The sequence below is a fragment of the Halogeometricum sp. CBA1124 genome, assembly GCF_009741955.1.
Taxonomy (GTDB): Archaea; Halobacteriota; Halobacteria; order Halobacteriales; family Haloferacaceae; genus Halogeometricum; species Halogeometricum rufum.
The window spans coordinates 1-18,932 of the sequence record NZ_WPCD01000045.1; the positions used below are offsets into that span (position 1 = coordinate 1).

The following is an 18,932-nucleotide window of genomic DNA, read 5'->3' on the forward strand; positions in this document are numbered from 1 at the left end:
CGACGGCGTCGTCCTCGCGCGTCAGGAGGCCGCGCCCGGCGGCGACGTCGATGAGTCGCTTCGCCTGGTCGGGCGAGAACCAGTCGCGGTCCAGGGAGAGAGCGACCACGAACTCGCCTTCGCCCATGCGAGAGGTCCCGCGCTGTTTGAACGGCACCGCCACCGCGACGTCGAGGCTCATGTCCACGTGTCGGGTCGCGCCCGCACAAGGAGTTCCCGGTTTCGTCCGTCCGGCGGGCGCTCGCGGCCCGGGTGAGTGTGCGGCACACGACGAGGGGCGATTCGAGCGATTGAAGTACTTACCGGGATACTCTCCCCCTATGAAGGACCAAGGACGCTCGAAGCGGAAGCGCACCGGCGGGCGACTTCGACCCTCGCACAAGAAGAAGCGATACCAACTCGGCCGCGAACCGACCGAGACGACCGTCGGCGAACCCCGATTCCGCGTCGTCGACTCCCGCGGTAACAAGCAGAAGGTCCGCGCCCTCTCGACCAACGTCGCGCAGGTCGCAGACGGCGGCGACGTCGCCGAGGCCGAGATAGAGAACGTCGTGGACAACCCCTCGAACGTCAACTACATCCGCCGGAACATCATCACGAAGGGCGCCATCATCGAGACCAGCGAAGGCCGCGCCCGCGTCACCTCCCGCCCCGGTCAGGACGGACAGGTCAACGCCGTCCTCGTGGACGACGAGTAACTGCGCCGCGGATTCTCTCTCGTCTTCTCCCGTCGCCAGCGACCGCTCCGCGGTGAGTATCGGCGAGGTGCGGTAATGGTCGGTGAGGTGCGGTAGATGGTCAGAAGCGGTAGCGGTCGGCGAAGAGCGGTGGTGGTCGGTGAGGTGCGGTGCGTGCGACCGAACGAGAAGGTGCAGTTCGGCCCGGTCAGGGCGTCGGCGCGGCCTTCTGGAGTGCCGTCTCGGCGATGTTGCCGCCGTAGTCGGCGCTCCGGGAGACGGAGTCGACGATGAGACCGAGCAGTTGGGCGCGCGCGGGGTCCAACTCGCGCAGGAGTTCGTCTATCTTCCGTGCGCGTTCGTCTATCGCCTGCACCTTCTCCCGGGCGTCGTTGGCGAGGCGCGACGCCTCGTCGGCGTCGTCGGTGAACAGGGCGTCCATGCCGTCGTCGACGACTTTGCGCGCCTCGACGTACAGTTCTTCGAGCGCCTCGGCGACTTCCTCGGAGACGGGTTCCTCGAAGTTGAGCGTCAGGTGGGCTATCTTCGTCGCGTGGTCGCCGATGCGTTCGAGCTGTCGGGCGGCCGACTGGTAGTCGAAACACACCTCACGCGGCAGGCCGAGTTCCTCGGCGGCCTTCGGGGTCCGGAGCGTCGCGCGGAAGATGCGGGAGACGACCATCCAGAGGCGGTCCACGTCGTCGTCTCGCTGGATGACGTCGCGGGCCATGTCGTCGTCCAGTTCCGCGATGGCGGCGATGGCGTCTTCGAGCATCGACAGCGCGATGAGTCGCATCCGGGTCACCGCGTTGTGGATGGACAGTTCCGAGGAGTCCAACAGGTCGCGGATGACGACCCGGTCGCGCGTCTCTTCGAGGACTTCGAGGCCGACGAGGCTCTGCGTCGCCTCGCGGATGGTCCGTCGCTGCTCGGTCGTGATGCGGCCGCTCTCTAAGGCGATGATGTCGAACCCGCTGACGTACATCGTCATCACCGCGCGCGTGAGTTCGTCGCCGTCGAGGTTGGCGATGTCGAGGGTCCCCTCCGTCCGCTCGTCCTCCGTGCGCGGCGTCAGGAACAGCGAGTCGCCCTCGGGGTAGAACTCGACCTCGCTCCCCGCGGAGACGCTGTTCTCGGTCGCCCAGTCCTTGGGAATCGAGACGGTGTACGTCGACCCGCCCGTCACCTGCACCTTTCGGGTTTCGACCATGCTCCGAGATACGGGACGCCCACTATAAATCTGTCTGTATCTATATATGCCTCTGTTCTCGGGCGCCTTCTCCGCCAAAAGTAGTCAGTATAACCTGACTGTCTCTCAACTCCGCCGTTCGAGAGCCTCCAGGCACTTCACGATGAGATCGGAAAGGCTCCGAGGAATCGACAGACTGGGGGGCGATATGAACTCGTCCTATCCTGACTGTTCGGGAGAGATACGTTCGGATGGTGTGCCAAAAACAGACACGGGAGAGGAACTATACAGCTCATAGCAGATTACATAGTCGAGTGGAGGCTCGGACCAGATGATGACGCGGAACTCATCGGAAGCGTCGAACAGTGTGTCGAGGCGGAAGTTCGTCGTCGCCGCCGGGGCGGCGGGGCTGGCCGGTCTCGCGGGGTGTAGCGGCGGAACCGGCGACGGACAGACGTCGGCCGCGTCCGGCGGCGGAGAGGGGACCGAAGACCAGTCGATGGAAGCGTCCTCTGCCACCGCGAGTGGTGAGGCCTCGGCGTCGACGCCGCTGACCGCGGACGGTTCCTCGACGGTCTACCCGGTGACGAACCTCGCGGGGTCGTACTGGAACTCGAACCCGCCGGCGGACGACGAGGAGTACTGGGGGCCGAGCCAGTACGGTATCGACACCGACCAGAACCTCGCGGACTACTGGGCGGGACTGTACGGCTTCGAGTCCAACGACGACGGCACGCCGCCGTTCCGAACCAGCGTCGGTCTCAGCCACAGCGGCGTCGGCCTGGAGAAACTCAAGCAGGGCCAGGTCGACATCGGCGACTCGAGCGCGCCGGTCAGCGCGGAGTTCCCGGAGGCGTCCGAGGAGGAACTCGCGGCGTTCACCGACCACGTCGTCGCCGTGGACGCTCAGCCCGTCGTCGTCAGCAAGGAGATATACGAGGCGGGCGTGACGAAGCTCACCATCGAACAGCTCCGCGGAATCTACCAGGGAGAGATAACGAACTGGTCGGAGTTCGACAGCTACGACGGCCCGGACCGCGAGATTCAGGCTGTGGGCCGCGCGGAGGGGTCGGGCACCGACACCGCCTTCCGGCTGAACGTCCTCGGCGACCCCGAGGCGTCGATGAGCGGCGTCGACATCCGCAAGGGGCAGAACCAGCAGGTGAAGACCTTGGTCTCGAAGTCGAACAACGCCGTCGCGTACCTCGCGTTGGCGTTCGTCGACGAGCAGGCCGTCCCGCCGGTCTCGCTGGAGATAGAGGGGACGACGTACACATACGGCGAGAACCTCGGCGCCAAGGAGTACCCCCTCTCCCGCGACCTCCACGCGTACACCTGGGACGGTACCTCGAAGAAGGAGGCGGCGTTCATCCGGATGATACTCACGGAGTTCGGACAGACGAACTTCGTCGAGACGAACAACTACGTGACGCTGACCGACGACCGACTGTCCGAGGAGCGCTCGAAGCTTCCCGAACCGGACGCGTGACCTGTCGGACGCGGTATATATCCCTCGTTACCGCACTATAGCTGGCCACCCTCGCCCGTGTGAATCGCTAACTCGGACGGCCGAGAATCCCGCTGGGCGCCCATCCGGACCGCTCGCCCTCCAGCCCGTTCTCGCTCAGCCCACCGTCTCGTACGTACGGATATATAGAAATCATAGTAGAGTATTTACTATCGACTCGGCAAGCTACGGGCGATGTCTGAGTATCCTGTCCATCGACGCTCGCTACTCGTTGGTGGCGCCGGATTCGTCGCCTCCCTGGCAGGCTGTATCAGTACGAGTGCGACACCCCCCGGACAGGGCGAAGGGTCCGACGGAAGCGACGGCGGTTCTTCCGGGTCGGCGGGACTACTGAAGGCAGGTGGTTCCTCGACCGTCTACCCCATCGCCAACAAGGCGGGGTCGTACTGGAACTCGAACCCGCCGGCGGACGACGAGGAGTACTGGGGGCCGAGCCAGTACGGTATCGACACCGACCAGAACCTCGCGGACTACTGGGCCGGCCTGTACGACTTCGGGTCCGACTCGGAGTCGTCGAGCCCGTTCACCATCAGCGTCGGACTGAGTCACTCGGGGACCGGACTAGAGAAACTCAGGAACGGCCAGTTGGACATCGGGAACGCCAGCGCGCCGGTCAGCGCGGAGTTCCCGGAGGAGTCCCAGGAGGAACTCGAGAAGTTCGTCAACCACGTCGTCGGCGTCGACGCCCAACCCATCGTCGTCAGTCAGGCGATATACGACGCTGGCGTGACGCAACTCACCGGCGAACAGGTGCGCGAGATATACACCGGCGAGATAACGAACTGGTCCCAGATAGACAGCTACGACGGTCCCGACCGCGAGATTCAGGTCATCGGTCGCTCCGTCGGCTCCGGGACCGACACCGCCTTCCGCGCGAACTTCCTCGGCGACCCCGAGGCGGAGATGCCGGGCGTCGACGTCCGCAAGGGACAGAACCAGCAGGTGAAGACGACGGTGTCGAAGTCGAACAACGCCATCGCGTACATGGCGCTGGCGTTCGTCGACGACTCCGTTCCCGCCATCGCCCTCGACATAGACGGGACCGTGTACGAACGTGGCAAGAACCTCTCGGACCCCGATTACCCGCTCGCGCGTGACCTGCACTGTTACACGTACGAGGGGACCTCGGAGATGGAAGCCGCGTTCCTCCGCATGATAATCTCCGACTTCGGCCAGCGGACGTTCGTCGAACCGGTCGGCTACGCGACGCTCACAGAGGAACGCCGAGAGAACCAACTCGAGAAGCTCCCGGAGACAGCCTGATGTCCACCGGCACGCGACTCGAGGCGTTCCGGGAGATAGACCGCGGGACGCGTCTCGTCGGAGTCACGAGCGGCGCGGCGCTCTTGGCCGTCCTCGTCGCGTTCGTCGCAGCGGTCGAGTACGTCGTCTATCCGCTCCTCGCGTTCGTCGCTGTCGTCGCCTACGGTTGGTACGCCTACCAGGAGAACACGGCGGCGGTGTTGATGTTCTTCACGACCGTATCGACCATCGTCATCCTGGGTCTCATCACGGTCTACCTGTTCGTCAAGTCCGTCCCCGCCTTCGAGCAGATGGGCCTCGACATCCTCCTGAAGACGGACCAACCGCTCTGGGAGCGGGCGTCGAACACGTACTCGCTCGCGCCGATGATATGGGGAACGCTGCTCACGACGGTCATCGCGATGGCCATCGCGGCGCCCCTCGGCATCGCGGGCGCACTGTTCATCAGCGAAATCGCGCCGCGGTGGGCGCGCGAGATAATCAAGCCGGCCATCGAGATGCTCGCCGGCATCCCCTCCATCGTCTACGGCTTTCTCGGCTGGGTCGTCGTCACCGAATACTTCTACCGCGAACTTCAGCTCTCGAACTTCAGTAGCCTGATGGTCGCCGGCATCATGATCGGAGTCATGGCGCTCCCGACTGTCGTCTCGGTCGCAGAGGACGCGATAGCGAGCGTCCCGGGCGCGATGAAAGACGGGTCGCTCGCGCTGGGTGCCAGCGACTGGCAGACGATAAAGAGCGTCACGTACCCGGCCGCCTTCTCCGGCATCTCCGCCGCCGTCATCCTCGGCGTCGGCCGCGCCGTCGGCGAGACGATGGCCGCGACGGTCATTCTGGGGCACACGCAGGCGTTCCCCGACCCGCTGTACGACGTGTGGGAGGGGACCGAGACGCTGACCAGCCTCATCGCCAGCCAGTACGGTATCGCCACCGGCACGCAACTCAGCGCGCTGTTCGCTGCGGGCGTGGTCCTGTTCATCACCGTTCTGGCGCTCAGTATCGGGTCGCAGATCGTCGAGGCGCGGATGCGCCGCCGTCTCGGAGGTGAAGAATGAGCCTCGATACGCGGACGTCCGGGGCGCTCGTCGACGACGACTCCTCGCTGCTCGCGTACGTCGCGGGCGGCGCCACCGCGCTCTCGCTCTCTCTCTGCGTCGTCGGCGTTCTGACCCTCTTCGGTGTCGTCTCACTCGGAACAACGATTTCGGGAGTCGACGTGTTCGCCGTCTTCGGCGTCGGATTCGCCCTCGTCGGCCTCGTCCTCGTCGGCGTCGGCGTCGCCTCTCGCGCCGGCGTCGTCGATACGAAACCGGACGTGACGGCCAGCGCGCTCCCCGCCGTCGTCTTCGGACTCGTGGGGTTCGTCGTCGCGAGCCTCGTCAGTTCGCAGACGCTCGGCTTCTCGACGCTCTGGCCGGTATTCGGCCTGCTGGGCGCCGTCGCGGTGGCGGCCGCGACGGTGTTCCCGTACGAGGACCTCGGCGTGACGATACCCGCAGGCGGACTCGCGCTGTTCACCGGGGTGACGTTCCTCGCCGGCCTCATCACGCCCTCGTGGACGTGGCAACCCGTCGCCGGCTCCGCGACGTACACGGGGACGTTCGTCGTCCCGCTTCTGGCGGTGTTCGTTGGCCTCATCGCCGCGTGGGTCGGCGCGGAGGCGTACGCCGGCTTCGGCACTCGCGGCCGTCAGATGGGGGCGTACCTCCTCATCGGTGCGAACGCCGTCGGGATGCTCTCGCTTCTCGTCGTCCTCGTCGCGTTCGTCGTCAGCAAGGGACTCGCCCCGATGACCCGCGGCATCCAGTTCGGCCTGTTCTGGGAGCCGGTGACGTGGTTTTACTTCCCGCCCATCGAGCAGTACGTCGTGTTCGAGGGACCGCTCGTGTGGTTCTACTGGCCGTTCGTGATGGAGGGCGTCGCGCTGATGAACGACGTCAACGGTATCTTCCCCGCCATCGTCGGCACCGTCTGGGTCGTCGCCGGCGCCGTCACCTTCGCCATCCCGCTGGGCGTCGGTGCGGCGGTCTTCCTCACCGAGTACGCCGAACGCGGCCGGTTCACCCAGCTCGTCGAGATATCGACCAACGGACTGTGGAGTACCCCCAGCATCGTCTACGGCCTGTTCGGGCTGGCGTTTCTCGTCCCGCGCCTCGGCAACACGACGTCGCTACTGTCCGGGATGCTTGTACTCGGCTTCATGATGCTGCCGCTCGTGGTCATCACGAGTCGCGAGGCGCTCATCAGCGTCCCCGACGAGTACCGCGACGCGAGCGCTGCGCTCGGCGTCGGGAAGTGGGAGACGATAAAGAGCGTCGTCCTCCCCGCCGCGATGCCCGGCGTCATCACCGGCGTCATCCTCGGCGTCGGCCGTATCGCCGGCGAGACGGCCCCTATCCTGCTCGTGATGGTGTCTGACCCGTTCCCGTCGCGGGCGACGGACGTGTTCGCGCCCGAGTTCTCCTTCGTGTCGAACTTCCCGTTCGTCCACGCGCAGCTGCTTGACCCGAACGCGCTGCTCCAACCGACCAGCGCGCTGCCCTACCAGTTGTACGCGATAATCACCGCGGGGGTCGGACAGCGCGAGGCGTTCGCGTGGGGGACGGCGCTCGTTCTCTTGCTCGTCGTCTTGAGTTTCTACGCGGTCGGTATCGGCTCACGGATGTACTTCAGACGGAAACTTGACCAATGAGTAACACGACACAGACGAACCCGGACGCGAGGCAGCGAACGAACGGACGACCGTCGTCGGAGAGACGGACGAGGAACTCCGAGAGGAGTGGATTCGGTACGAGTTCGACGGGGAACCGAAGTTCGCGGTCGACGACCTCAACGTGTGGTACGGCGACGACCACGCGCTCCACGACATCTCGATGGACATCCCCGAAAAGAGCGTCACCGCGCTCATCGGGCCGTCGGGCTGCGGGAAGTCGACGTTCCTCCGTTGCCTCAACCGGATGAACGACCGCATCAAGAGCGCTCGCGTCGAGGGGTCGGTGAAGCTCGACAGCAGCGAGATATACCAGGACGGCGTGGACCTCGTCGAACTCCGAAAGCGCGTCGGGCAGGTGTTCCAGTCGCCGAACCCGTTCCCGAAGTCCATCCGCAAGAACATCTCCTACGGTCCCCGAAAGCACGGCGACATCAACACCGGATTGCTCGCTCGGCTCACCGGCCGCGACGACAGCGACAAGGAGGACGCGCTCGTCGAACGGTCGCTGAAACAGGCCGCACTCTGGGACGAGGTGAACGACCGACTGGACGACAACGCCATCGGCCTCTCCGGCGGCCAGCAGCAGCGTCTCTGCATCGCGCGGGCGCTGGCGACCGACCCCGAGGTCATCCTGATGGACGAACCCGCCTCCGCGCTCGACCCGGTCGCCACCTCGAAGATAGAGGACCTCATCGTCGAACTCGCAGAGGACTACACCGTCGTCGTCGTCACGCACAACATGCAGCAGGCGGCCCGCATCTCCGACCAGACGGCCGTCTTCCTCACCGGCGGCTACCTCGTCGAGTACGACGACACCGACAAGATATTCGAGAACCCGGAGAGTCAGCGCGTCGAAGATTACATCACGGGCAAGTTCGGATAGCCATCGCAGCTCGGTGTCCCCGACCCCGACCCTTCGGCCGTGGTTCGTCGCTGTCGGGATAGTGATTCACGTCGCAGTTTTCGGTCTCTCCCGCTCTCGACTATAGCGCTCCACAGACGAACGTACGATTGCATACACGCTCGCACGACACGTTTATTCGGTTCGACCGTGTGCGGGAAATTATGCCCAGAGAACAGTATCAAGACGCGCTCGAATCGCTCCGGGACGACGTGCTCTACATGAGCGAAGTCGTCGCCGAGCGACTTCGCATGGGTCTGGACGCCCTCGAACAGAAAGACGACCAACTCGCGGAGGAAGTCGTCGAAGGCGACGGCGAGGTCAACCGCATGTACCTCGACCTCGAACAGGACTGCATCGACCTCATCGCGCTCCAGCAGCCGGTCGCCTCGGACCTCCGCTTCATCGCGGCGTCGTTCAAGATCATCACCGACCTCGAACGCATCGGCGACCTCGCGACGAACCTCGCCGGGTACGCCACCGAGGCCGAACGCGACGTGTTCCCGGAGGTCAACATCCAGCAGATCGGCGACGAGACGCTGTCGATGCTCGACACCGCGATGGACGCCTACGCGGAGGAGGACCCCGACCTGTGCCGGCAGGTCGCCACCCACGACGACGAGGTGGACGCGATGTGCGAGGCGGCCAGCGAGACGGTCGTCCGCGACCTCATCGAGAAGGACCCCTTCAGCGACGAAGAACGCGACGTCGAGTCGCTCATGGGCGACATCTCCCGCATGCTGCTCACCGTCCGCGACCTCGAACGCGTCGGCGACCACGCCGTGAACATCGCCGCGCGCGCCCTCTACATGGTCGAAGACGACGACGAACTGCTGTACTAGAACACCCAGCTTTTTCCACACTCGGGTTTCCTCGCGAGCCTTCGGCTCGCTGCGGGAACCCTCGTCGGAAAAAGCTGGACCAAAAGATTCTGCGACTCGCTCACTCCGCTCGCTCGTCGCAGTACGACCGGTTGATTCATCCGAAGCCGGCCGACGCAGTAAACTCAGAGCCGCTCATGAATATGAAATCTCATACATTCTCGGACGTAGATGTCAATTTATGATTACGATAGGTGCATTATATTCCATCTTCAGAGAATTCGATGCTATCTGTCTTTATATTCTCAGATAATCGGATGTACTCTCCCGAGATACTCCTCCAATGATACGACTTCGAGAGCGTATCCCTGGCTTCCACTAGTACGTAGCAGTCGTACCGCGACGAGCGAAGCGAGTCGCGGGCCGAGGAGCGAACGGAGCGAAGCGAAGTGAGCGACGAGAGCTTTGGTGAAGCTTTTGCCGAGTGAACGCGGCTACGCCGCGTTCACGCAGCGCAAAAGCTTCATTGGAAGCCGATGCGCCCGCCGCGACTGTCCCCGAGTTGGTCGCGCGCGCCGCCCTTGAACTGGTCCTGCATCTGCTCGTAGTAGTCCATCAGGTCGTCCGTGATGGTCGGGCGGACGGACTCCATCGCCTTGCGGAAGTGCCGCATCTCTATCTCTTCGGCGTCGTCGTCCTCGCGAAGCGCCTCGATGGCGGCCTCGCGGCCGATGGATTCGAGGTCGGACCCGACGTAGCCGTCGGTTATCTCCGCGATTTCGCGCAGGCTCACGTCGGGCGCGAGCGGACTCGACTTCGTGTGAATCTTCAGAATCTGCTCGCGGCCCTCCTCGTTCGGCTGGCCGATGAGGACGAGGCGGTCGAACCGACCCGAGCGGATGAGCGCGGGGTCGATCATGTCGGGGCGGTTGGTCGCGCCGATGACCATCACGTCGCCGTTCTCCTCGAGGCCGTCCAACTCGGTCAGCAGTTGGTTGACGACGCGTTCGGAGACGTTGTTGCCCATGTCGTTGCCCCGACTGGGCGCGAGGCTGTCCAACTCGTCGAAGAAGATGATGGTCGGACTGACCTGCCGCGCCTTGCGGAACGTCTGGCGGATGGCCTTCTCGCTCTCCCCGACCCACTTCGACAGCAGTTGCGGGCCCCTGACGGAGATGAAGTTGGCGTTCGTCTCGTTGGCGACGGCCTTCGCCATGAGCGTCTTCCCCGTGCCGGGCGGCCCGTACAGGAGGACGCCCTTCGGCGGTTCGATGCCCATACGTTCGAACTTCCCGCGGGAGGTGAGCGGCCACTCGACGCTCTCTTTGACCTGCTGTTTCGGGTCTTCGAGTCCGCCGACGTCGTCCCACGATATCTTCGGCAGTTCGACGAGGACCTCCCGCATCGCCGAGGGTTCCACCTCGGTGAGTGCGCCCTCGAAGTCGTCCCGCTTGACGATCATCCGGTCGATGAGACTCGGCGGGATGTCCTCCTCGTCGAGGTCTATCTCCGGGAGGTACCGCCGGAGGGCCTTCATCGCGGCCTCCTTCGTCAGCGACTCGATGTCGGCGCCGACGAAGCCGTGCGTCTCGTCCGCGAGGTGGTCGAGCGACACGTCGTCCGAGAGGGGCATCCCGCGCGTGTGAATCTGGAGAATCTCCTTGCGGCCGCTCTCGTCGGGGACGCCAATCTCGATTTCGCGGTCGAACCGACCGGGACGGCGGAGTGCGGGGTCGACCGAGTCGACGCGGTTGGTCGCCGCGATGACGATGACCTGCCCGCGCGTCTCCAACCCGTCCATCATCGTCAGCAGTTGGGCGACGACGCGGCGTTCGACTTCGCCGGTCACGTCCTCGCGCTTGGGCGCGATGGAGTCGAGTTCGTCGATGAAGATTATCGAGGGCGACTCCTCTTTGGCGTCCTCGAATATCTCGCGCAGTTGCTGTTCGGACTCGCCGTAGTACTTCGAGATGATCTCCGGCCCGGCGATGGAGAAGAAACTCGCCGATGTCTCGTTGGCGACGGCCTTCGCCAGGAGGGTCTTTCCCGTCCCCGGCGGGCCGTGCAACAGCACCCCCTGCGGCGGTTCGATGCCGAGTTTCTTGAATATCTGCGGGTGCTTCATCGGGAGTTCCACCATCTCCCGGACCCGCTGAATCTCGCCCTGCAGGCCGCCGATGTCCTCGTACGTAATTCCCCCACCGGTCTTCTCGAACCCGGAGATGGGCTCCTCGCGGAGTTCCACCTCGGTGTCCTCGGTGACGAGACAGACGCCTTCGGGTTCCGTCTCGACGGCGATGAGCGGAATCGCCTGTCCGGGCGACCGCATGAACGGGTGGTTCGTCGAGGACATCACGGGGACGATGTCGCGTTCGACGACGGGTCGCTTGAGAATCTGGCGTTTGACCATGCCGGCGGCGTCAGAACCGAACTGGACGCTCGCCTCCTCCGGGGGCGCGAGGACGAGTTTCTCGGCCTTCGTCGCCTCCGCCTTCCGGATGGTCACCCGTTCGCCGATACCCACGTCGGCGTTCTGACGGGTGAAGCCGTCGATGCGAACCGTGTCCGTGTTCCAGTCTTGGCGGTCTGCACGCCACACCTTGGCCGCCGTCGTCTCACCGCCTTCTATCTCGATGATGTCGCCCGGTGAGAGTTTGAGATGGAGCAACGTGTCCGGGTCAAGACGGGCGATGCCGCGACCCGAGTCGTTCGGGTACGCTTTCGCCACTTCGAGTTGCACTTCGTTCATGATTTGCTCGCGGGGATATGTCTGGTTCCTCGGTTTCCGTGCGGGATAAGTGCTTCCCCAGAGGGGATCGCCTGCGCCCGCCTCGCTTCGTGTGACACTCTATATCACGGTAGGGTTCGAGCATACAAATCCCTACCGACTGCGTCCATCGATGCCGTGGAATTTTTACTCGCTACCGCCTCCACGCAGACATGCGCACACTCGCGTTCGACGGCCGGATGGGTGCCAGCGGCGACATGATACTCGCGTCTCTCGTGGCCGCCGGTGCCGACCCGCGTTCGCTCCGACCCGTCGAGGAGGCTCTCGCGTCCGCTACGACGTTTCGACGGTGGTGAAGAACGGTATCTCCGCGACTCGCGTTCGGGTCTTGCTGGACGACGCCGACGAAGACGGTGACGACGACGGCGGCTCGCAGGACGACCACTCGCACGACCACGACGACCACTCGCACGACCACGCCGACCACTCGCACGACCACGACGACGCCACGCCCGCAGAGGGCCACGGCCCCCACCGCGCCTACGCCGAAGTCGTCGAGATAGTCGAGGCGATGGACCTGCCCGACGGCGTCGAACGGGACGCGAAGGCCGTCTTCGAGAGACTCGGCGAGGCGGAGGCGGCGGTCCACGGCACCGACCTCGCGGAGACGCACTTCCACGAGGTCGGCGCGGACGACGCCATCGCCGACGTGGTCGGCGCGTGCCTCCTCCTCGACGACCTCGACGTCGAACGCGTCGTCACCACGCCCCTCGCGACGGGCGGCGGCGACCAGACGATGGCACACGGCACCTACCCCGTCCCGACGCCAGCGGTGGTCGAAATCGCCACGCACGCCGACTGGTCGTTGAGAGGAGGCCCCGTCGAGGCGGAACTGCTGACGCCGACGGGCGCGGCCGTCCTCGCGCACCTCGCTGAGGGCGTCGAGACGCTCCCGACCCTGGAACTCGACGCCGTCGGCTACGGCGCCGGCGGCTACGACTTCCCCGACCATCCGAACGTCCTCCGCACCCTCGTCGGCGACGGCGCGGGCCGCCTCGCGCGCGACGAGATAACGGTGCTGGAGACGAACGTGGACGACGCCTCGCCGGAACTCCTCGGAAGCCTCCAGTCGACGCTGACCGACGCCGGCGCGCGCGACGTGACCGTCCTGCCGGCGACGATGAAGAAGTCCCGCCCTGGCCACCTCGTGAAGGTCATCGTCAAGCCCGAGGACGCCGAACGCGTCGCGCACCGCCTCGCCGTGGAGACGGGGTCGCTGGGCGTCCGCGAACACGGTGCGGGACACCGCTGGGTGGCATCCAGACGGTTCGAGACGGCCGAACTGGACGTCGAGGGCGAACGCTTCGAGGTGCCGGTGAAAGTCGCGTCCGACACCGACGGCGAGGTGTACGACTACAGCGCCGAGTTCGAGGACGCCGCCGCCGTCGCCGACGCCACGGGCCTGCCCGTCCGCGAGGTGATGCGCCGCGCGGAGAACGCCGTCGCCGACGAGTGACCCGTCCGTTCGGTGCTCCGCCGCCACGTAAAGCACATTAATATGCAACCAGTTCTGTGATTGATTCCTCGCATCTCTCGACGAATACAATGTCCGCTGACTCACTCGAAGACCTGTTCGTGGACGGACTCCAGAAGCTCTACTACACCGAAAAACAGCTGCTGGACGCGCTCGAGGAACTCGAATCCGGGTCCTCCGACGAGAGCGTCAAAGAGGCGTTCTCCGAGCACCGTCAGGAGACGCAGACGCACGTCGAACGACTCGAAGAGGCGTTCGAGCGGATGGACAAGTCCGCCGAGACGAAGCAGGACCGCGTCGTGGACGCGATGATCGAGGAACACGAGGAGTTCACCGGCCAGAACCCCGACGAGAAGGTCCTCGAACGGTTCAACATCGCCGCGGGCCAGAAGTCAGAGCACTACGAGATAGCCGCCTACGGCAACCTCATGCCGCTCGCCGACCAGCTCGGTCTGGAAGCGGTCGCGGACCTCCTCGAAGAGAACCTCCGCGAGGAGCAGGAGGCGCTCGACGAGCTCTCGCAGATCGGCGAGGAGTTCGACTACGGCGAGATAGAGTCCAGCGCCTGAGACCGCCGGTCCGCGAACGCGCGTCTCGCTCGGTCGGACCCGCTCTCGTTTTTCGCTCCCTCACGTCTCGTCCGCGCCGCGGTTCTCCGCGTCGACGTTCCCCGCGTCACCGCTCTCCGCGTCGCTCCCGCCGCGGTGTTCGGTCAGCGCCTCGTCGACGGTGAGGTCGCCGGCGGCGACGCGTCTGGCGAGGCATTCGTCGATGGTCCGGTTGTCGTCGCTCACGCGGCGAGACTCGTCCTTGATGCGCTGGAGTTCGCCCTGCGTCGGTTCGATGTCGCGGGAGTCGACCACCTCGCCGCTCATCCGGGCGATGTTGACCGCGGCGAGGACGTCGCCCATGCCGCGCGCGCCGGTGCCGAGGTACGGCGTCGTCCCCGTCTCGTCCACGAGTTCGACGGTGACGTCCTCCAGTTCGTTCACGATGGTCGACCCCTGGAGGCGCGCGCGTCGCCGACGCGGACGACGGCGTCGGGGCTGTCTTCGACCTCTCGGCGGACGGTCTCGACCGCCTCCGAGAGCGGAACGTGGAACGCGGCGACGACGGTGTCGCCCGAGAGGACGGCCACGCCCGGTCGGGTGGGGGGTCGACGCCGACGACGGTCCGCCCGCCGCCCCCGCGGAGGACGCTCACCGCCTCCTCGACGGCGCGTCTGGACTCGCCGGCCGACGCGACGACGGTTTCGACGCCCGCGGGGACGTCCAGTTCGTCCGTCGGGGCGACGACGACCACCTTCGCCCGGTCGGGAATCTCCTCGCCGGGTTCGACGGTGGTGAAGGTGACGCCTCTGTCGCGCAGGTCGGCCACGACGTCGTGGTAGAGTTCGAAGTCCGCGGTGGCGACGACTATCACCCGTGGACGTTCGCGAGGCGGCGAGTAAAGCGTGTCGCGCGAGGGCGAGGGACCGACCGCGTCGGGACGGCGACGGCGACCCGGACCGGGGGGTTTTTCGGCGGACACGACTCACCTCCTCTCGTGTCCGACCCAGTCACTACCGGATGCCGTTCGCTCGACGACCTCTTGGGGGGCGGGTTCGAGCGCGGCACCGTCACGCAGGTCTACGGACCGCCGGCGGCGGGGAAGACGAACGTCGCGCTGTCGGCCGCGGTCCGGGTCGCCGCCGCGGGCGGCACCGTCGTCTACATCGACACCGAGGGGCTCTCGGTCGACCGGTTCCGCCAACTCGCAGAGCACGTCGCGGGGCCGGACCAGTCCATCGAGGACGTGACCTCCCGGCTCATCGTCTCGGAGGCGCACGACTTCGAAGAGCAGGAGGAGGCCGTCCGCGACGCGAGCGAGTTCGCCGAACGCGCGGACCTCGTCGTCCTCGACAGCGCGACGGGCTTCTACCGCCTCGAACGGACGATAGACCAGAACGACGGCGGCGAGTCGCTCCGGCGAGTCGCTCGACAGGTGACGCACCTGCTCTCGCTGGCGCGCAAACACGACCTCGCGGTGGTCATCACGAACCAGGTGTTCACCGACCCCGACAGCGACGGTATCCGCGCCCTCGGCGGTCACACGCTCGAACACTGGACCGGCGCGGTCCTCCGCATCGACCGCTTCCGCGGCGGCAACCGCCGGGCGACGCTGGAGAAACACCGCGCGAAACCCGCCGGCGAGTCGGTGACGTTCGAGATAACCGACGGCGGCATCTCCTCGACGCAACTGTAGCGCCCCGGCGCGTATCCCAGTACTTTTGCCGACCGTTCGGCGTCTTCAGATAGATGTCCCCGCGCCGAAACGAAACTCTCGGCACCCTCGCGTTCGCGCCGACCCTCCTCTCGAACCTCCTTCCGGTCGTCGGTATCGTCGCGCTCGACTGGCGTCTCGTCGAGGTGCTGGCGATGTACTGGCTGGAACTGGGCACGACGCTGCTCGTCTACGGCGTCGCCGCCCTGTTCGCCCGCCGCCCGGTCGTGCTGGACGGTCGAACCCTGTTTCTCCCGGGCGTGAGCAACGACACCGAGCGCCACGAGAAGTGGGACCGAGCGCCGAACCCGGTGGAACTGCCCGGACCGCTCCCGCCCGTCTACCCGCGGAACGCTCGACTGGTCCGGCTGTCGTTCGTCTGGGGCTTCGGCTTCCTCGCGTTCCCCCTGTACGCGGAGCCGAAACTGATTGCAGATGCGCTCTCGCCGGCGCTCGTGCTGACCGCACTCGCGATGGTCGCCTCTCACGTCGACCAACTCCGACGGGAGTTCTTCGGCGAGCGACGGTACGAGGAGATGTCGGCACACATGGTGCTGGAGGTGCCGGGGCGACTCCTGTTCTTCGCCATCTGCTACCTCGCGCTGGTCGGTGCCTGTGGGATGGTACTGGCGTTGCTCGCCGTCGGCGTCGCCGACTCGAACACCGTCGTCGTCCCGGCGTTCGAGACGGAACTGGCCGCCACGACGGTGGTCGTCGTCGGGATGCTCCTCGTGGAGTGGTCGCGCTTCCGGGCCGAACACGACCCGGAACCGAGCGGGTTCGCGACGTGGTTCCTCCCCGATGACCCGCGGGAGTAGCGTCGGTCGGCGGCGCAGTCGCTGATAGACGCGGAAGAAGACGGAGCGCGTCGCCCGGGGCCGACTACAGGTCGCCGAGCTTTCGCATGACCTGGCCCTGGTACTTCTCGTCGGCGTTGACGCCCTTCAGTTCGAGCACGTTGCGTTCGAGTTTGTCGAGTGCGACGTGGAAGGCGTGCTCCGCCCCGTAGCCCTCGCCACTCCCGGCCACCTGCCGTGACTGGTGCGGAGGCGCACCTGACACTGGATGAGAGGCGTCCCGCGGAGTTTCTCCTTGTGCTCGTGGAACCGGACGTGCGCGTGGAGGACCTGCATCTGCTGGTACTTGTCGACCACCTGCGTGATGGATTCGACGACGTTCTCGCGGGTCAGCGTCTCCAGCAGGCCGATGTTGGTAATCTGCACGTCCATCTGCTCCTCCTCGGTGAACGTCAGGGCGCGCAGCACGTCCGTCTTCGTGAGGACGCCGAGCACCTCGCGTCGCTGTCGGTCGGCGTGACGACGAGCCCCTCGATGTCGTTCTCGAACATCCGGGAGACGGCCTCCTGGACCGTCTCGCCGGGCGTCGCCGTGATGACGGGCGAGGACATCAGGTCGTACACCGGCAGGTCGAGCATCCGGTCGATGTCGCCGCGGCGGTCACCGCGACCCTGACGGTCGGCGTTCCGGACCGAGAACTCGATGATGTCGTGCGTGGTCAGCACGCCGGTGAGTTTGCCGTCGTCGTCGGTGACGGGAAGTCGGGAGATGCCGTTCTCGCGCAGGCGGTTGATGGCCTGCCCGACGTGGGACTTCTCGCCGATGGTGACGACGTCCTCGGTCAGGATGTCCTCGACGGAGATGGCGTCGAGGTTCTCCAGCACCGCTTCGAGGATGTCGTTGCCCGTGACGATGCCGTACAGTTTCTCGCCCTCGAAGACGGGGGCGATGCGGGTGTCGCCCTCGACCAGCATCCGGGCCGCCTCGCGCACGTCCTCGTGACGGTCTATCTTGGGGGCAGACTTCATCACCGCCGACGACTTCGTGTCGTCCTCCATGCGGGAGCGGACGAGTTGCTTCTCGCCGATGACCCCGGCGTACTCGCCGTCGTCGGTGACGATGATACCGTGGGAGTTCTCGCGCTCGAAAATCGACCGGACTTTACCCAGTCGTTTGTCTGCATCAACCTCGACGAAATCGGGAGTGGCAATATTAGCAATATCCATAGGCCGAGTAACCTCCATCGTTAACGTACTCCGGCCTCGGTCTTGAAACTTCGCGCCGTTCGTGTCTCGCCGACTGACACGAGTACGACACTGTTTTGGGCGCGGACGTGAACCTGTCGAGACGATGTCGGGTATCCGAACCGCCCCGCCCTCCGCACCCGGACAGCCATGACAACCGAGGACCGCTGGACGCTCCTCGTCGTCGCCGTCTGCGTCGTCGTCGTCGCGGCGAGCATCGCCGCCGTGGCGGTGTGGGCTCCAGCGCCGTCGCGGGCGATTCCGTCGGATTCGACGGCGTCTGAACCGCTCGACCGCCTCCACGCGTCGGGCGCCACCGGCGAGAACGTCACCGTCGGCGTCGTCGACGCCACCGGCTTCGACGCCGACCACGCGGCACTCGCGGACCGGGTCGCCGCGACGCGCGCGTTCGGGGCCGAACCGACGGTCGGAAACCGCGGGCGGGACGACCACGGCACCGCCGCCGCGGCGACGGTGGCCCGCGTCGCCCCCGACGCCTCCCTCGTCCTCGCCACCTTCGACTCGCCGCGCGGGTTCCGTGCGGCCGTCCGCTGGATGGTCGCCTCGGACGTGGACGTCGTCGTCGCGCCCGTCTCCTTCCTCGGGACGGCCGGCGACGGCAGCAGTCCCGTGGCCCGCGTCGCGACGAACGCCACCCGCGAGGGCGTCGTCTTCGTCGCGCCCACCGGCAACCTCGCGCGCGGACACTGGGCCGGCCGGTACAGTCGCGTCGAGAACGGGACGCTCCGGTTCGGCGGCGACAGTCGCCTCTACCTCACCGGCGACGGCCGCCGCGTCACCGTCTGGCTCTCGTGGCCCGAACGGTACCGGTCGCAGGACTACACCGTCGAACTCTACCGGACGGGCGGCGGGCAGACGACGCTGGTCGCCCGGTCGCAACCGTACGCGGGCGACGGCGTCCCGAACGAACGCTTCGTCGTCAGCGCGCGGCCGGGCGCGTACCACGTCGTCGTCCGCGGCCCGCAGAACGCCACGGACGTCCCCCTCGAACTGTCGTCGCCGACGCACGACTTCAGGCGGCCCGTGCCGTCGGGCAGTCTCACCGCGCCCGCGACGGCCCCCGGCGTCCTCGCGGTGGGCGCGTTCGACCCGCGGACGGACCGACTGGAGCGGTTCAGTTCGCGCGGCCCGACCCGCGACGGCCGCCTCGGCGTGGACGTGGTCGCGCCCGACAGGGGCGTCTCGCCCGTCACCGACGAGCGATTCGTCGGGTCGTCGGCGTCCGCGCCGTACGCGGGCGGCGTGGCCGCACTC

The 18,932-nt window shown here is 66.2% G+C and carries 13 protein-coding genes and 4 pseudogenes; 12 read left to right on the plus strand and 5 right to left on the minus strand.

Translation table 11 applies throughout. The features are described 5' to 3' along the window. Positions 1-181, minus strand: a 181-nt coding sequence (locus tag GJ632_RS08120) for a DUF2240 family protein (RefSeq protein WP_191452646.1), incomplete at its 3' end; no start/stop codon positions are given. A gap of 139 nt (positions 182-320) precedes the next feature. Between GJ632_RS08120 and GJ632_RS08125 the strand changes: the two genes are divergently transcribed. Next, positions 321-698 (plus strand): 30S ribosomal protein S8e, encoded by a 378-nt coding sequence (locus GJ632_RS08125; protein WP_089808435.1) that lies wholly within the window; start codon positions 321-323, stop codon positions 696-698. Positions 699-885: 187 nt separating this feature from the next. On the opposite strand, the gene GJ632_RS08130 is transcribed toward GJ632_RS08125, so the two are convergent. Then, positions 886-1,887 carry a phosphate uptake regulator PhoU gene (locus GJ632_RS08130; RefSeq protein WP_191452647.1) on the minus strand — a complete coding sequence of 334 codons (1,002 nt, stop codon included), beginning with the start codon at positions 1,885-1,887 and terminating at the stop codon, positions 886-888. Positions 1,888-2,200: 313 nt separating this feature from the next. On the opposite strand from GJ632_RS08130, the gene GJ632_RS08135 reads away from it, so the two are divergent. The 6 genes and pseudogenes from GJ632_RS08135 to phoU all read left to right on the plus strand — a co-directional run bounded on the left by GJ632_RS08135 (position 2,201) and on the right by phoU (position 9,113). Beyond that, on the plus strand, positions 2,201-3,355 hold the full coding sequence (locus GJ632_RS08135; RefSeq protein WP_191452656.1) for a PstS family phosphate ABC transporter substrate-binding protein: 1,155 nt from the start codon (positions 2,201-2,203) through the stop codon (positions 3,353-3,355). 213 nt (positions 3,356-3,568) lie between these two features. Then, complete coding sequence (locus GJ632_RS08140; protein ID WP_191452648.1) at positions 3,569-4,657, plus strand: PstS family phosphate ABC transporter substrate-binding protein; 1,089 nt, start codon at positions 3,569-3,571, stop codon at positions 4,655-4,657. Next, positions 4,657-5,712 carry a phosphate ABC transporter permease subunit PstC gene (pstC, locus tag GJ632_RS08145; protein ID WP_191452649.1) on the plus strand — a complete coding sequence of 352 codons (1,056 nt, stop codon included), beginning with the start codon at positions 4,657-4,659 and terminating at the stop codon, positions 5,710-5,712. The genes GJ632_RS08140 and pstC overlap by 1 nt, the downstream gene beginning before the upstream one ends. Beyond that, positions 5,709-7,349: a phosphate ABC transporter permease PstA gene (pstA, locus tag GJ632_RS08150; protein ID WP_191452650.1), complete on the plus strand. Its 1,641-nt coding sequence runs from the start codon at positions 5,709-5,711 to the stop codon at positions 7,347-7,349. The genes pstC and pstA overlap by 4 nt, the downstream gene beginning before the upstream one ends. Further along, positions 7,346-8,253 (plus strand): annotated as a pseudogene (gene pstB / locus GJ632_RS08155) (phosphate ABC transporter ATP-binding protein PstB). Before pstA ends, pstB begins: the two are co-directional and overlap by 4 nt. Before the next feature lie 182 nt (positions 8,254-8,435). After that, entirely contained in the window at positions 8,436-9,113 is a 678-nt protein-coding gene (gene phoU / locus GJ632_RS08160; protein ID WP_191452651.1) for a phosphate signaling complex protein PhoU, read from the plus strand. A gap of 502 nt (positions 9,114-9,615) precedes the next feature. Here phoU and GJ632_RS08165 read toward each other — a convergent pair. Then, complete coding sequence (locus GJ632_RS08165; RefSeq protein ID WP_191452652.1) at positions 9,616-11,841, minus strand: CDC48 family AAA ATPase; 2,226 nt, start codon at positions 11,839-11,841, stop codon at positions 9,616-9,618. 191 nt (positions 11,842-12,032) lie between these two features. Between GJ632_RS08165 and larC the strand changes: the two are divergent. Further along, positions 12,033-13,336, plus strand: a pseudogene (larC, locus tag GJ632_RS08170) (nickel pincer cofactor biosynthesis protein LarC). Positions 13,337-13,425: 89 nt separating this feature from the next. Continuing rightward, positions 13,426-13,923 (plus strand): ferritin-like domain-containing protein, encoded by a 498-nt coding sequence (locus tag GJ632_RS08175; protein ID WP_191452653.1) that lies wholly within the window; start codon positions 13,426-13,428, stop codon positions 13,921-13,923. Positions 13,924-13,983: 60 nt separating this feature from the next. On the opposite strand, the pseudogene GJ632_RS08180 reads toward GJ632_RS08175, so the two are convergent. Next, positions 13,984-14,776 (minus strand): annotated as a pseudogene (locus GJ632_RS08180) (hypothetical protein). 123 nt (positions 14,777-14,899) lie between these two features. Between GJ632_RS08180 and radB the strand changes: the two are divergent. Both radB and GJ632_RS08190 read left to right on the plus strand, forming a co-directional pair. After that, positions 14,900-15,598 carry a DNA repair and recombination protein RadB gene (radB, locus tag GJ632_RS08185; protein WP_089808411.1) on the plus strand — a complete coding sequence of 233 codons (699 nt, stop codon included), beginning with the start codon at positions 14,900-14,902 and terminating at the stop codon, positions 15,596-15,598. 53 nt (positions 15,599-15,651) lie between these two features. After that, entirely contained in the window at positions 15,652-16,434 is a 783-nt protein-coding gene (locus GJ632_RS08190) for a DUF6498-containing protein (protein WP_191452654.1), read from the plus strand. 64 nt (positions 16,435-16,498) lie between these two features. On the opposite strand, the pseudogene GJ632_RS08195 reads toward GJ632_RS08190, so the two are convergent. Then, positions 16,499-17,639 (minus strand): annotated as a pseudogene (locus GJ632_RS08195) (CBS domain-containing protein). A gap of 168 nt (positions 17,640-17,807) precedes the next feature. Between GJ632_RS08195 and GJ632_RS08200 the strand changes: the two are divergent. Next, the coding region (locus tag GJ632_RS08200) for a S8 family serine peptidase (protein ID WP_191452655.1) at positions 17,808-18,932 on the plus strand (1,125 nt) is incomplete at its 3' end.

Coding starts and splice junctions, on each gene's coding strand:
- GJ632_RS08125 (WP_089808435.1), top strand. CDS start 321: ATGAAGGACCAAGGACGCTCGAAGCGGAAGCGCACCGGCGGGCGACTT.
- GJ632_RS08130 (WP_191452647.1), bottom strand. CDS start 1,887: ATGGTCGAAACCCGAAAGGTGCAGGTGACGGGCGGGTCGACGTACACC.
- GJ632_RS08135 (WP_191452656.1), top strand. CDS start 2,201: ATGACGCGGAACTCATCGGAAGCGTCGAACAGTGTGTCGAGGCGGAAG.
- GJ632_RS08140 (WP_191452648.1), top strand. CDS start 3,569: ATGTCTGAGTATCCTGTCCATCGACGCTCGCTACTCGTTGGTGGCGCC.
- pstC (WP_191452649.1), top strand. CDS start 4,657: ATGTCCACCGGCACGCGACTCGAGGCGTTCCGGGAGATAGACCGCGGG.
- pstA (WP_191452650.1), top strand. CDS start 5,709: ATGAGCCTCGATACGCGGACGTCCGGGGCGCTCGTCGACGACGACTCC.
- phoU (WP_191452651.1), top strand. CDS start 8,436: ATGCCCAGAGAACAGTATCAAGACGCGCTCGAATCGCTCCGGGACGAC.
- GJ632_RS08165 (WP_191452652.1), bottom strand. CDS start 11,841: ATGAACGAAGTGCAACTCGAAGTGGCGAAAGCGTACCCGAACGACTCG.
- GJ632_RS08175 (WP_191452653.1), top strand. CDS start 13,426: ATGTCCGCTGACTCACTCGAAGACCTGTTCGTGGACGGACTCCAGAAG.
- GJ632_RS08190 (WP_191452654.1), top strand. CDS start 15,652: ATGTCCCCGCGCCGAAACGAAACTCTCGGCACCCTCGCGTTCGCGCCG.